At 52.8% G+C, this 14079-nt stretch carries 14 protein-coding genes; 3 read left to right on the forward strand and 11 right to left on the reverse strand.

Annotation, left to right across the window (positions count from 1 at the left end; all coding sequences use genetic code 11):
• Nucleotides 1-52: 52 nt before the first annotated feature.
• The 6 genes from MKX76_RS15475 to MKX76_RS15500 form a co-directional block, all read right to left on the reverse strand.
• Complete coding sequence (locus MKX76_RS15475) at nucleotides 53-841, reverse strand: response regulator transcription factor (RefSeq protein WP_028406779.1); 789 nt, start codon at nucleotides 839-841, stop codon at nucleotides 53-55.
• Nucleotides 816-2606 (reverse strand): cache domain-containing sensor histidine kinase, encoded by a 1791-nt coding sequence (locus MKX76_RS15480; RefSeq protein ID WP_341034111.1) that lies wholly within the window; start codon nucleotides 2604-2606, stop codon nucleotides 816-818. The genes MKX76_RS15475 and MKX76_RS15480 overlap by 26 nt, the downstream gene beginning before the upstream one ends.
• Before the next feature lie 281 nt (nucleotides 2607-2887).
• On the reverse strand, nucleotides 2888-3169 hold the full coding sequence (locus MKX76_RS15485; protein WP_007130780.1) for a hypothetical protein: 282 nt from the start codon (nucleotides 3167-3169) through the stop codon (nucleotides 2888-2890).
• 238 nt (nucleotides 3170-3407) lie between these two features.
• Nucleotides 3408-5141: a hypothetical protein gene (locus MKX76_RS15490; protein WP_341034113.1), complete on the reverse strand. Its 1734-nt coding sequence runs from the start codon at nucleotides 5139-5141 to the stop codon at nucleotides 3408-3410.
• A complete protein-coding gene (locus MKX76_RS15495; RefSeq protein WP_213616061.1) occupies nucleotides 5122-5493 on the reverse strand; it encodes a hypothetical protein in 372 nt (123 codons plus the stop codon). The genes MKX76_RS15490 and MKX76_RS15495 overlap by 20 nt, the downstream gene beginning before the upstream one ends.
• Before the next feature lie 74 nt (nucleotides 5494-5567).
• Nucleotides 5568-5792, reverse strand: a complete 225-nt coding sequence (locus MKX76_RS15500) for a helix-turn-helix domain-containing protein (RefSeq protein ID WP_006208732.1) — start codon at nucleotides 5790-5792, stop codon at nucleotides 5568-5570.
• A gap of 289 nt (nucleotides 5793-6081) precedes the next feature.
• Between MKX76_RS15500 and MKX76_RS15505 the strand changes: the two genes are divergently transcribed.
• Genes MKX76_RS15505 through nagA form a run of 3 tightly spaced genes read left to right on the forward strand, consistent with a single transcriptional unit; the run spans nucleotide 6082 to nucleotide 8874 of the window.
• Complete coding sequence (locus tag MKX76_RS15505) at nucleotides 6082-6957, forward strand: MurR/RpiR family transcriptional regulator (RefSeq protein WP_007130783.1); 876 nt, start codon at nucleotides 6082-6084, stop codon at nucleotides 6955-6957.
• A 4-nt stretch (nucleotides 6958-6961) separates the two neighbouring features.
• Entirely contained in the window at nucleotides 6962-7690 is a 729-nt protein-coding gene (gene nagB / locus MKX76_RS15510; protein WP_007130784.1) for a glucosamine-6-phosphate deaminase, read from the forward strand.
• Nucleotides 7687-8874 carry an N-acetylglucosamine-6-phosphate deacetylase gene (nagA, locus tag MKX76_RS15515; RefSeq protein WP_341034116.1) on the forward strand — a complete coding sequence of 396 codons (1188 nt, stop codon included), beginning with the start codon at nucleotides 7687-7689 and terminating at the stop codon, nucleotides 8872-8874. Before nagB ends, nagA begins: the two co-directional genes overlap by 4 nt.
• 106 nt (nucleotides 8875-8980) lie before the next feature.
• On the opposite strand, the gene MKX76_RS15520 is transcribed toward nagA, so the two are convergent.
• The 5 genes from MKX76_RS15520 to wecB form a co-directional block, all read right to left on the reverse strand.
• Complete coding sequence (locus MKX76_RS15520) at nucleotides 8981-10036, reverse strand: YhcN/YlaJ family sporulation lipoprotein (RefSeq protein ID WP_007130786.1); 1056 nt, start codon at nucleotides 10034-10036, stop codon at nucleotides 8981-8983.
• Nucleotides 10037-10246: 210 nt separating this feature from the next.
• Nucleotides 10247-11194: an NAD-dependent epimerase/dehydratase family protein gene (locus MKX76_RS15525; protein ID WP_213616057.1), complete on the reverse strand. Its 948-nt coding sequence runs from the start codon at nucleotides 11192-11194 to the stop codon at nucleotides 10247-10249.
• Nucleotides 11176-12003: a dTDP-4-dehydrorhamnose reductase family protein gene (locus MKX76_RS15530; protein ID WP_007130788.1), complete on the reverse strand. Its 828-nt coding sequence runs from the start codon at nucleotides 12001-12003 to the stop codon at nucleotides 11176-11178. Before MKX76_RS15530 ends, MKX76_RS15525 begins: the two co-directional genes overlap by 19 nt.
• Nucleotides 12000-12986, reverse strand: a complete 987-nt coding sequence (locus tag MKX76_RS15535; protein ID WP_007130789.1) for a polysaccharide biosynthesis protein — start codon at nucleotides 12984-12986, stop codon at nucleotides 12000-12002. The genes MKX76_RS15530 and MKX76_RS15535 overlap by 4 nt, the downstream gene beginning before the upstream one ends.
• Entirely contained in the window at nucleotides 12976-14070 is a 1095-nt protein-coding gene (wecB, locus tag MKX76_RS15540) for a non-hydrolyzing UDP-N-acetylglucosamine 2-epimerase (RefSeq protein ID WP_251537046.1), read from the reverse strand. Before wecB ends, MKX76_RS15535 begins: the two co-directional genes overlap by 11 nt.
• Between the last annotated feature and the right edge of the window lie 9 nt (nucleotides 14071-14079).

The following is a 14079-nucleotide window of genomic DNA, read 5'->3' on the forward strand; positions in this document are numbered from 1 at the left end:
GCAATGAGGGGATGAACGGATAAGGTCATAACGATTGGGTCTAATTCCACTATTATTGGATCTTCTCTCCTGCATCCGTCACGCTCTGCCGGTATTGGCTCGGGCTTACCTGCTCCATGTCCCGGAACACTTTGACAAAATATTTGGATGTCTGGTAGCCGACCTGCTCCGCGATTTCAGCAACGGACAGGGGCGTTGCCGCCAGCAGCTCCTTCGCCCGCTGCACGCGCCGTCTTGTCAAATATTCGCTGAAGGTCAGCCCGGTCTGTTCCTTGAACAATACGCTGAAATAGCTCGCATTCAAGTGAAGCCCTTCAGCCACCTCCTTCAGGGATACCTGCGCCTGGAGATGCTCATCCACATACCGCATCGCCTCCTGCACCTGGACGCTGTACACCTTCTCCTGCCCTGCTGCCTCCAGGAGCTTCGGATCAACGAGCTTCTCCATCCGCGCTACGCGCTCCTTCTGGTCGCCGCGCTGAAGCGCCATCTCCACCGCTTCCACGAGCTTCCGCTTATCGATCGGCTTGAGCAAATAGTCCACCACGCCGAATTGGAGCGCCTTCCTTGCATAGTCGAACTCCGAATAACCGGAAATCACGATAATCACCGGAGGATGCCTCAGATCCTGCAGTCGCTCGATCAGCTCCAGCCCGCCGATTTCCGGCATGCGGATATCGGTCACAATGAGCTGCGCCTCGTGCTCCTGCAGCCATGCCAGCGCCTCAACGCCGCTGGCAGCGGTCTCGATCCGGTTGCGTCCGGAAGACCATGCTTCCAGTGTTTTTCGAATGCCTTCTCTTGTTCTCGGTTCATCATCCACGATCAATATCGTCTTCATGCGTCTCTTCCTCCCCGGGATTTCTACGGTACACGTTCGGGATCTCAAATGAGATGGTTGTTCCTGCGCCTGCCTCGCTCTGAATGCACAAGCCCGCTTGTCCGGCATCATAGTACAACCGCAAGCGCTGCTCGACGTTGGACAGGCCGACGCCGCTGTTTTTGGAAGACGGCACATGCCCTTTTTCCATGGAGGCATACAGGGACGCGAGGGTTTCCCCGTCCATGCCGGGTCCGTCATCCGATACGGACACCACCGTATGCCCCGGCCGTTCGGATGGCTGTGCCCGCACGATGACCGTGCCCGGTCCGAGCCGCTGCTCCACGCCATGGAGAATCGCATTTTCCACAATAGGCTGGATGAGCAGCTTCGGGATCGGAACCGCCCTGCTCGCCTCGTCCGCTTCAATCCTCCAAGAGAGGCGGTCCAGCATCCGCATTTTCATAATGATCAAATAGCGCTCGGCATGATCCAGCTCATCGCCGATCATCACCCACTCATCCTCATCCTTCCGGTTAATCACGTAACGAAACAAGCCCGACATGGCCACTACGATTTGAGCCAGCTCTTCTTCGCCCTGATCATCGAGCGCCCAATAAAACGCTTCCAGGGTGTTGAACAGAAAATGCGGGTTAATCTGCGCCTGCAGAGCCTTCAGCTCGGTCCGGCTCTGGATAAGCTCCTTCTGATACACCACCTCGATCAATTCGTTAAGCGAATCGACCATCTGGTTATACGTATTGGTAAGCTCGTTGATCTCCATCGTCTTCGAGGTGACCGATATCGGCTTCAGCGTGCCGAACCTTGCCCCTCGCATCGACTTGATCATCTTGAGAATCGGGCGGATAATCATCGTCGTCAAGATGAAGCTAAGGATTAGGAACAGCAGCGCGCCGACCGCGCCGGATACGATAACCGCCGTCCGCAGCACCGAAATGCCCTCTGTCGTATAATCCACCGGCGTCAAAATCACGAGCGTCCACCCCGTGGCTTCCGACTGCTTCTGCACCGCGATATAATCCTCGTTACCTATGGTGACCGTCTCGCCCTCGCGATGCAAAATCTCCTTGGAATCCACCGTCACGTCGAAATCGGAGGATATTTCATGGCCGGCTTGATCGAACAGCCCCATCGCTTCCCGGGATTGCCCCGTATCGCCCGCCGAGTCGGCGAGCTCGAAATAGCTCTTCTCCAGCCGGACGAGCAAGTACCCGCCATGTGCGAAGGATTGGTCAACCAGGCGGACCCGCCGCATGGCTACGACCACATCCTGATCCCGGGGATCCTGCCCGAACCATACAAGCTTGCCCATTCCCTCGTCCGCCATCGCGATCCATTCGCCCCTCACCCGGCTCGCCAGGCTCCCCTCATCCAGCGGAAACAATCGCCGATAATCGGTCGTATACAGCTCCAGCGATCGAATACCGGTCGCGTAGGCCTCATATTTGCGAACCTCCTGCTGCAAAGACTGCCGCTCGCCGAACGTAATCGGTTTGCCTCCGGTTTCCTGGGTCAGGAATCGCTGGACCGTGGCATTCGTGGACACTTGGGCGGTCAGCGTATCGACCTGCTTAAGCAGCACATCCAGCTTGCCCGTGGCTTGAACGGCGGTCTGCTGAATATGCTTTTCCGCACTGTTGCGGAGCAGCACGGATACCTGCTCGTATACAAATGCGCCTACCAGCGCAAGCACGATCACCATGACCAGCATAAACCCGAGAAATATTTGATTTCGCAGCGTATTCAGCCTGCCGAATCGGTTCATGTTCCAAGCACACCCCTTCCCGTGGATGAACAGACTGTTATTCGCTGTGCACATCATGAGTGAGCGAAGCGAAAGCTTCGCCTCATGAGAAAGTTATAACAAACGATATCGGCTTAAGTCTATGGCTATGTTTATACTCGTAAGGAAATCCTTTGTAAGTTGAACAAATGAATGTAGTTAGGGCAAGTATGTAGAGTATTCCTTCAATCGCTGTTAGGCAAAAAAGAGGAAGGGCGCAGAATATGACTCTCTCGCCCTTCCTCATTCGCACATGCTCAGCTCTACACGGGATACAGCTCCTGATGCCGCTCCAATTCTCTTCGGCACGCCTTGCACAATCCTCTGACAGCCCCCGAAGCATCGGCATAAAACGTCAGCTTGCGCCGCTGCTTGCATCGGCTGCAGACCTGTCCTCTGCCCGCACCTCCGCTTCTTCGGCTTCTCGATTTCAGATCGATCACGTTACCGCCCTTCGCAGCTTGCCGTGTACGTCTTAATCGAGCGAAAAATACGGAAACGAAAACTGCGATGATTATGACCGCAATTCCGACCGCCAACTCCACGCCGGCCCACCTCCTCGCTCTTTAGGGCGCCAGAACCCGCTTTTTGGCCCTGTCTGGATTCCGGCTTCTATGCCCTCTTCCGGATTCCCTTCTGTCTCTTACAGTCTAACAAATGAGGTGCCCGTTCGGAAAGCAGCCTATTAAACCCTATTCCCATTCCGATGGAGGTGCCCATAAATGACCGCAATACAAGCGAAAGATCGGAATACGCCTTGTGCGCCTTGCTTCTGGCTAAAGCTTAATTTCCTGTTAAAAAACGCCTCTCGACCCAATCTCCCGGGGCCCCCGCAGTAATACACTCCCAACCATCAACAATATATTTGGTTCCTACCGTGCCCAGCTCCGCTCTATTTTCGTTCACAACACGATCACCCTTTTTCCAGCTACCCTGTGTTGGGATGGCCGGGCCTGTAACAGCAACGTTGTCGCCTTCCATTCTAATCTTGGTATACGTTGAATTAAATGAACCCACAGGGCCTGCTGATCGCGTTTTCCATCGTTCGCCCGTCGAGAGGAAATATCCGAGATCATAGACGTGCACGCCATTGCCTACAGGGATATCAACCCAATGCGTATACTGCCCGGCCATTTTGCCTCGGTAGAGTCTGATTTTTGACAATTGCATTTCAGGCCGATACGACACATTGAGATATGGAACTTGAGCTGCCGGATTGGTCACGTGAGCACTTTGTTCCCCTCCGCCCCATCTTCCAACCTCCCGATCTACAGGGCCGAAGTAGTACACTGCCTGATAGTAATACGTCCCAGCAGCTTCATCAAAGCTCGTATGGTTTGTGACGGGCACCCCGAACAGCACGAAATTCCTTGTGAACTCTGCCTCATTGATACTCGTGAATATTCGATTATCCGAAATGTAACTGTCTTTCGAGTAGAGCGGGCTGGCGTTCTCCCACTGTTCCGAAATTTTGGTACCGTCAAAGCTTATTTTTGCCGCCGTAGCCATTCCGAATGAAGGATCCAATGCGAACTGCGGACGCCGGAAGAAGTTTGTGATTTTGACATTCGTATTCTTGAAGTAAGCATCAAAATAATCGGGATCCGTGTAATTCTTCGACTGATCGGTTCTGCCCCTTAAGTGTATAACTGCATAGTTTTCGATGATGCACGGCATGGACGGTTTGTCGTTGGCTGCACCGGTTATCGTTAATGGGATCGGCTGATAATCCTTGTGGTACCAGTGATATATGTCCCTCAGCGTTACCTGGCTGGAGATGATATGAATCTTTCCGTGTTCGCAATGGAAATTCTCGATGGAAACGCCCATGGATTTATTGATCCGTATATCCCCATTTATGCATCCAGCGATTTTTCCGCCATTGCAATATTCCAGGTTCAGCAGATTAAAATTGCTGTCCGCGGCACCTGCTGTATGGCACCGATCGATAAAGAGCCCGTCGCCGTTGTATTTAATGTCAATAAGCGGGTCTGTGCCCATACAGTTCACAAAATAAAGTTTCTCAAGATGCATCATATCGGAGTAATCGCCGTCACTGAACCCCTCTTTCAAAATCCCTTTGTACACACCTCTAAATGTGATGTTACGAAAATTTGTTTTCCCTCTGGTGTAGAACGCCTTAGCGTCCGACAATTGATGAGGATTTTCGAATTTGAGGTTTTGGATGGTAGGAACCTGTTCCCCACCCCATTTCACGATGGTCGAGTTTTGGAGGGTTGAGTTCACGTAAAACAAAAATCCACCTGTCAACGTCCCGCCGCTCAAAGGGATTATCTTGGCCAGATTCCCTTCAATGCTCACATTATGTGGGATTTTGACTGTATTCTTAATGCCGTAAGTTTTAGTCCCATTAAGAATGATAGTCCCAGCCTTGCCCCCCAATTTATCGATCGCGTCCAAAAAAGCTTGAGTATCATCGGAGCCATCACCAGCCGCACCAAATTGAGAAATGCTCACTCCAAAATCGAATTGTTGATCACGGATTTGCTTGTCCATCGGATGCCACCGCCTTCTCTTTGATGGCCATTGCAGCATTGCCATTAGCAGGAGCAAACGCCGTCCCATCCCCCAGCGTATCATCAGCCGCATCTGCCTTGATCTTTACCTTCATACCTCCATCATCGCTGTCGGCCAGGTTGATCGCTTCGCCGGCGTTGTTGTATTGCTTGTTAAGCAATGGTGCAGCATCATACGCACTGCTCATACATGGTTCGCTCCTTTTTTGACTGGTTTGGACCTCGCCGGTCGTTACTTCATCATATGCTATGTTTTCATGTGTGCCTTCGGTTTGTATTGTTTCGCTAACATAGCAGCAAGGATACTGGGAGAAGTCACCTTCCTCCAACACAAAAAAGCCTTCTTGCTCCCCTTACAGGGGAAGAAGGCTTTCGCTGTGCTCTCGTTCATACAACCGGCATGATGTCAGATCTTTAACTCACCGAGTTTTATCAACTCAACGACAGCTTGCGAACGGCCCTTGACGTTTAGCTTCTGCATGACGTTGGAAATGTGGTTACGCACCGTCTTTTCGCTAATAAACAACTGCCCGGCGATGTCGCGAGTCGTTTTGTCTTGAACGAGCAATTCAAACACTTCGCGTTCACGGTGGGTTAACAAGAACTTGCTGTTATGGTCGGTCCCCTTCAATGGTGTCACCCCTCCTTGCCCGGGTATGTGTGGTCTAACAAGGTTTAGGGATACAGTCAACTCATATTATGTTGAAAATGGGGGGATGGTGCGCGTGCTGCCGCCATTTGGGCGTATTATCGACGATTAGTGATTTTTATCCTTGCTTATCCGCACACGTTGTTCTATGATGATGTTGTTAAAAATTATTTTCTTTTTATTTTCATTTTCAATAAAATTATTTTCATGAATTCGCACCTGGTGCCGCACGATAAGCTTACCGGGAATCAGTGAAAAAAGGAGGCTTGCGATGACACCGATCCTGCATATTATCTCTGTCGAAAAGGACCGCCTGCCCCGGCAGGAAAGACGGCTCGCAGAGTTCATTTTGGCGGCCCCGTCCGAGATCGTGCACATGGGCATTAAGGATCTTGCCGATCAGTGCGAAGTCAGCGCCGCGACGGTAACCCGCTTTTGCAAAAATTTTCAATGCAAAGGGTATCCTGATTTTAAGCTCAAGCTTGCCTCTGAGATTGCGCATGCCGAGATGGCAGCGCGGACCGGCAACACCCGCTATCAGGATATCGTGGCGGGGAATCCGCTCGCAGGCATTGTCGAGGCGATCGAATCCAATCATCTGACCTCGATTCGGGACACCACGGAGCTCCTTGATCTCGGGCAGCTGGAACGGGCAGTGGATGCCCTGTGCCGCGCCAAGCGGATCGATCTGTACGGCGTTGCTACTTCATCGATCGTGGCCCAGGACTTCTATCAGAAGCTGATCCGGATCGGCAAGAACTGCACGGCCTTCGCAGACTCCCATATGCAGATCACATCGGCTTCGACCTTGACGTCAAGCGATGTGGCCGTAGCGGTCTCCTACTCGGGCGAAACGCCCGAAACGATTGATGCGCTTGCTTGCGCAAAGGACGCCGGCGCATTTACGATCAGCATCACTTCTTATCGAAGCAGCGCCATATCTGCCTTGGCGGATATCACACTGTATTCTTCCTCGCTGGAGGAAGGCATGCGCCGGGGCGATATGGCTTCCCGGATCGCGCAGCTTCACATTATCGACATCCTGTTCATGGGAATGGCCAGCCGTGACTTTTCCACGTATGTACCGAGGCTGGAACAGTCCTATCTGAATGTTAAAAACTACCGCAAAAGCCGAGGAGGACATTGAAGACATGAATATTTTCATACTGCGTGACGAAGAACAATTTGTACAAACAGGCGCCAGCCTGATCTCGGGACTGCTGCACACGAATCCACGGGCAACCCTGGGTCTGGCTACGGGCAGCACGCCGATCGGTTTGTACGCCAAGCTGATTGAAATGAACAAGCAAGGGCTTGTCAGCTTCGCGCAGGCTACGACTTACAATCTGGACGAGTATGTCGGTTTGCCTGAGAACCATCCGGAAAGCTACCGGACCTTCATGAACGAAAAGTTCTTCAACCATATCGATATTCAGATCGAGCGGACGCATGTGCCAAACGGCAATGCAGCAAATCTCGAAGAAGAGTGCCTGAATTACGACCGGATGCTCGAAGAGCACGGCCCGGTCGACCTTCAGCTTCTCGGCATCGGCCATAACGGTCACATCGGCTTCAACGAGCCTGGCGAATCCCTTACCGGGGGAACCCATTTGGTTGAGCTTCAGGAGAAGACTCGCACGGCGAATGCAAGATTCTTCCCTTCCTTGGACGATGTCCCTACCCATGCCATCACGATGGGAGTGGCCAGCATTCTAAAGGCCCGTCAGATCCTTCTTCTCGTTCGGGGCGAGGATAAAGCCGAAATCGTGCATCGCGCACTGAAGGGGCCTATTACAACGGAATGTCCTGCATCCCTTCTTCAGTGCCACTCCAATGTGGTCGTGCTTCTCGACCAAGGCGCAGGGAGACTGTTCGTATGAAAAACGACACCTTAGCTCAAATGCAACTGCTGTATGGAAACGTGCTGACACCAACAGGTCTGATCCAGGAAGGCGTGCTCGCCATCGCAGGAGAGAAGATTGTTTATGCCGGTGAAGCTGCCGGATTGCCGGCCGAGCTTCAGCAAAACAATGCTCAAGTGCTCAAGCACCCGGATGGTTACATCATTCCCGGCTTCATCGATATTCATGTCCATGGCGGCAACCGCGAAGACTTCATGGATTCGAGCAAGGAAGTTTTGGATAAAATCACATCGTTCCACAGCTCCCAAGGCACGACGGCAATGCTGGCGACGACGATGACCGCGCCGAAGGCAGATATCGACCGGGTTCTGCATGAGGTACAGAATTACCGTAATCAAGAGATGCCTTATACCCGGCTTGAAGGCGTACATCTCGAGGGGCCATTCATCAGCCCAAAATGGCCTGGAGCTCAAAACCCCGAGCATATCGTCCTGGCGAACATCGAGTGGCTCGAGGAATGGGTATCGACGTATCCTGGCCTTGTTCGGCAGGTCACCCTTGCCCCTGAGCGCGAAGGCGCACTGGAAGCCGTGAAATGGCTTAGCAGCCATGGTATTGTCGCTGCGCTGGGTCATACCGATGCAACCTATGAAGAAGTCGAGGCGGCCGTTGAGGCCGGTCTGAGCCATGGCGTGCATACATTCAATGCCATGACGGGTCTGCATCACCGCAAACCCGGCGTCGTCGGAGCCATGCTGAGCGATGACCGTCTGAGCTGCGAGATCATTGCCGACGGCATCCATGTTCATCCGGCAGCGATGCGAATTCTGGCTCGCGTGAAGCCTCAAGATAAGCTCATCCTTATTACGGATGCGATGTCCGCAGCAGGGATGCCTGACGGCGAATACACCATAGGCGATTTGCCTGTCGTCGTAGAGGATGGCATCGCTACGCTCAAGAGCAACCGCAACAGTCTGGCAGGCAGTACCTTGACCATGATCAAGGGCTTCCAGCTTCTCGTTCGCGAGGTTGGGTTAAGCCTGGAGCAGGCTTCGCTTGCCGCCAGCACGAACCCGGCCAGGAAGATCGGCATCGACGACCGCACCGGATCGCTTGAAGCCGGCAAGCTTGCCGATGTGCTGCTGCTTGATCATAAGCTTGAGCTGCAGGGCGTATGGATTCAAGGAACGCGCAAACATTAAGCTGTAACAGGGATTGAAGTATGAAGGAACATGCAAAGGAGCTGCCATGTTAAGGATGTACTCATCCTAACGGGCAGCTCCTTTAGCTACAGCGAATGTTTCGGTTTTACCGGCTGTTCCGGTTCCCGCCGAACCATCCATCGTCCGTATCGTTTCTCATGAGATTGCCGCGGGTATCATTCATGCCGTCACGTCCGCCAAGGTTAAGCGGGAAGATGCGGTTGATCCATGAACCGAAATCACGGGAAAGCGTACCGAACGTGTTGCCGGCATTGCCGTTGGTAGCAAATCCGTTTGCTTGCTGATAAAAATCCTGATCCGAGGAAACATAAACCTGCTGGATATGCGGAGCCGTCTTGCGAATTTTGCTGCTGATTTCCATACGGATATGCTGCGGAACATCATTAGCGTTATTATTTGTGTTCATCATTCCCATATTGTTACCGTTATAAGTTCCATAAGGCACGCCGTTAATGCCTGTTCCGATTCGGGTGTCGTTCATGTTGCCGTCAGTGCCTCTCGTACCTGTCATCGTGTTGGTACGCGGGGTATTCATCGTATTGAAGCCGCCGTCAGCGAAGCCGTTGTTCCGCGTCGTACCGCGAACTCCGAAACCGCGCGTATCCGCATTGCCGCCAAGGCCTGTACCAAATCCGGTATTGTTATCTACGGTACGTCTGGTATTGTCGGTCATATCGCGAAGAAGACCGACACTACCGGTGCTTGTGTTATACGTGCCGTCCATCGCATTGCTGCGGGTTCTAGTCGTCATCGTTCTGCCGGTACCGGGACTAATTCCCGTCGTACGTCCGTTGATGCTGTTGGTTTGTGCTCCGCCGTTCTGGTTGTCCAGAGCCAGCGAGACATAAGCGTTACGGTTGGTTACAAACACATGCGCAGAGCCTACGCCGCTGATGCGGGACACTTTAGCGGAAAGCTCCCGGCTGTATTTCAGATTTGTAAGGTCGTGCTGCGTGCCTGTTGGAGTTTGGTTGTTCCGAATGGAATTTACCCCGACACGGCCGCCGTCGACATTATTCGTGCGCGTCGTATTGCCGTTGTTCGCTTTGCCGTTGTTCGCATTGCCGCATCCTGCAACTGCGGTCATGCTGAGAAGCAGGGCCGCGGAGACGGTCAGGTTGAGGGCTTTCGATTTAATCATGTTCATCCTCCATCTCTATAATAAGTGTAGTAACACCGTTAGGATGGCTTTGCGGCAGTAGCGGTATGCTGAAAGGTTTTAACATGGAATATAAGTGTATCCTCGGTTCAACGGCACTCCTGTATGCGAAACACCCGCTTTTCGGTCCGCTGCCATATAAAAAATGCCGATGGAATTCCATCGGCATTTGATATGGATCAGCTTACGGACTTAGCGGGCTCGGCTTCGCGCATACTCCATAATATCGGCGACCGATTCCGCCAGCCTATACCTTGGCGTCCAGCCTAGCGACTTCAGAAGAGCGGCTCCTTGCCCATCACCGCTTCCTTTATTAAGTGAATCGGCCGACAAAGGACTCGATTCAGGGCCCCAATCGATAGGCACCGCTTCCTGCGTCAAACCAAGGAGCGCCTGGGTCAGCTCTTCGAGCGTATGATTTTCTCCGGATTCGATCGGGTAGGTTACGCCTGGCGTACCGTGGCTTAATAGATATCCGTATGCACACACCGCATCCCGCACGTCCAGGAAATCCCTGGATTCGTGACGCGAGCTTATTTTAAATACCGGACGCGGTCTTCCGGCTTCGAAGTCGGCGATATAGCGAGCCAGCAGCGTGCAAAAGCCTCTGGATTCTCCCGGGCCGATTAGATTGGATGGCTCCGCTAAAATAATCGGCTGGTTATACAGACTGTGCCAGGCGGCAGCGGCCCATGTGCCAAAGGTTTTGCTGAGACTATATGGATGCGGCACGGCGGCCGGCCCTTTGGCCGGATCGATGCTGAGACGCGAGCCCACCATGAGGATGACGCTATCCGGACGATGGCGGCGCAGCGCCTCAAACAAGTAGACGGGAGCCATCGCATTGCTCTCCATATATTGATCAGGATGCTCCCACGACTCGGAAGCTGAATTTTTTCCGGCCAAATGCAGAACATAATCAGGAAGACTCTCCTTCACCAATCGTTCGGTTTGCTCCCGATCCTCCAAATGGCATTCCCGCGGAAGCACATCCGGGATGGCCTTAAGCCGTGTCAAATCCCGTCCAGCAGCGATAACTGTGCAGCCCTGGCGGATAAAATACGCACAGGCATGAAGGCCGGTAAACCCGGAGGCTCCTGTAATGAGAAGCTTTTTCTTATTTAATGTGCCTGCTGCCATTCATACATCTCCTTTAACATGCGAACATAATCGGGGAACGGATACACGGCATCCAGCCGTGTATTCCGGAGCGTACGGTCCTGAACGAACTCATCGGACGGCACAACATCGACGTCTTGCTTTCCCCATATGTCCTTGAACAACAGCAGCAAATCGTATTTGCTAACCGGATTGGGATGACCGAGATGTATCAATCCTCCGACATCCTTATTCATGAAGAAATCGATGGCTTTCGCCAGTTCCAGGGTCGTGACTCCATTCCATTTGACGGCACGGTATCCCGTAACCTCCCCCCGCTGCTTCATGAACCAGTTGAACAAGCCGATTCCGCTCGGGCGGATCTCCGGACCGATAATAGAAGTCCGTATCGTTAAATGATCGGGCTCACGCACCTCACCCAGCGCCTTCGTAAGCGCGTAGGCGGAGATTCCATCGGGAAGATCATCTTCCCGATAGCCTCCTTTGTTCCCAAGAAACACACAATCCGTGCTGATGTGGATAAGACGTGCCGAGATGGCGTCCGCCAAATAACGCAGACGGTGCGGCAGGAAGCCGTTGATATGATATGCATTTATTTTGTCATCCTCAGCCCGTTGATTCAAGACCCCGACGGCGTTAATGATAATATCCGGCCTTACCGCCCGAACGACATGCTCCACTGCGCTCATATCGGTAACATCCAGCACCAGGCTTTTGGAATCGCAACTGTCTCGGGTGGTATAAAAGACATGGTGCTTGCCTGATTGCTGAAAGTACTGAACAAGGATATGCCCAGCCATTCCGTTTCCCCCGAGAATGAGCATTTTCATGACAAGAAGCCTCCGCGCCGCAGGATCTCGCGAATTTCGTCTTTATTCATTAAATTATGCTCGGAGCTGAAACTGCTGAACGATACCTTCGGCAGGCCTTGATACCGCTCTTTCAGATTCGGAATGTCGAGGGTCGGAAGAATAACCAGGTACTCGTCGTCATAGACGACGGTCGTCAAGCTTTCGAAATCACTCATCAGAATTTCATGGATTTTCTCGCCGGGCCGTGTGCCGGTTTCAACCAGGCTGACCTCGCTTCTTCCGGATGCCTCGATCAGCACGTCCGCCAAATCGACGATCCGGCAGGTCGGCATCATCATCACGAAGATTTCGCCGCCTACGCTTTCAACGGATGCTTTGAACAGCAGGGAGATGGCATCCTTCAGCGTAAGGAAAAAGCGCGTCATATTTTTATCGGTGATACTGATCTGACCCTTCTGCCTAATTTGGCTGTTGAATACATGCACGACGCTTCCGTTGGTTCCCAGCACGTTGCCGCCCCGGACACAGACGAACTTCGTCGTCGGGCTCAGCAGGTTCGCGTAGACGATCAGCTTCTCGCCGATCGCTTTGGTCATGCCGTAGAAATTGGACGGGTTGGCCGCCTTGTCGGTCGATATATAAATGACCTTTTTCACATTGTTCTCAATGGCGGCCTCGATCACATGCTGCGTGCCGACCACATTGGTCTTCAGCGCCTCGTAGGGATGCTCCTCGCACACGGGAACATGCTTCAGCGCCGCCAGATGAAATACGTAATCGACGCCCTGACAAGCCGCGGTAAGCGCCTCCTTATCGCGAATATCTCCGATCCGGAACGTCAACCGCGGATCCTCGAACTCACGGTCCATCGCTACCTGCGTCGCCTCGCTTCTGGAATAAACGATAACCTGCTTCGGATCCATCGGCAGCAGCTGGCTGATCAATTCATGTCCCCAAGAGCCTGTGCCGCCGGTCACCAAAATCCGTTGATTAGTGAACATTCATTTTCCCCCCAAGCACAAATTTTACGACGGTATGCGACACATTGTCCGCCAGATAGCCCTCCGGGCACTTCCAGTCACGGCTCAGCTGCGTCATGAGCTTAACCGCCCCGTGAATTCGCTCGGCATCAAGGCCGGAAACGATATTGCTGCCGCAGTCCACCGTTTCGGGCCGCTCCGTCGTCCGTCGAACCGTTACCGTGGGCACATGCATAATGCAGCATTCTTCTTGTACGGTACCGCTGTCCGTAATAGCGCATAGTGCCTCTTTCTCCAGCCTTACAAAATCAAAAAAGCCGAACGGCTCATGAAATTCGATTAGCGGATGAAGCGGAACGTCCGCCACCTCTTGCAAACGCGAAGCCGTCCGAGGATGCAGGCTGGTGATCAAACGGTGGCCGAAGCTTTCCGCGACGGCATTCAGCCCTCTGAAGATTTCTCTCAAATGCTCAGGCCGATCGACATTTTCCGACCGGTGAATCGTTACCAGAAAGTACTGCCGGCTGGTTAAGGACAGCTTTTCCATAATCATGCTTTTACTGACCTTGGCATCATAATGCTTCAAAACTTCATAGATCGGATTACCGGTTAGGACAATGCGCTGACTGGGAAATCCTTCCCGGAGCAGATGATTTTTGCTGTAGCTTGTATATGGCATATTGATGGTGGAAACCGCGTCGATGATTCGGCGGTTCTTCTCCTCTGGCACCTCCAGGTCAAAACAGCGATTCCCCGCCTCCATATGCACGACGGGATATCCCAACCGCTCGGCCAGTATGGCGCATAACGCACTGTTCGTATCGCCAAGGAGCAGTACAGTGTCCGGCTGCTCCTTCTGCAAAATTTCCTCGATGCGGCTAAACATGACGGATAGCTGTCCACCCAAAGTGGCCTGCCGATCCTGAAGCACATAATCCGGGGCACGGAGACCCATCTCCGAAAAAAATATTCCGCTTAGCGTTTCCGTGAAGTTTTGCCCCGTATGAACAAGCACATGCCGCTTCGCATACCGATCCAGAAGAGGAATGATCAAGCTTAGCCGAATAATTTCAGGCCTTGTACCCAAGATCGTCATGACTTTCATATTGGATTC

The sequence above is a fragment of the Paenibacillus sp. FSL R5-0810 genome (assembly GCF_038002285.1).
Classification (GTDB): domain Bacteria; phylum Bacillota; class Bacilli; order Paenibacillales; family Paenibacillaceae; genus Paenibacillus_AQ; species Paenibacillus_AQ lactis.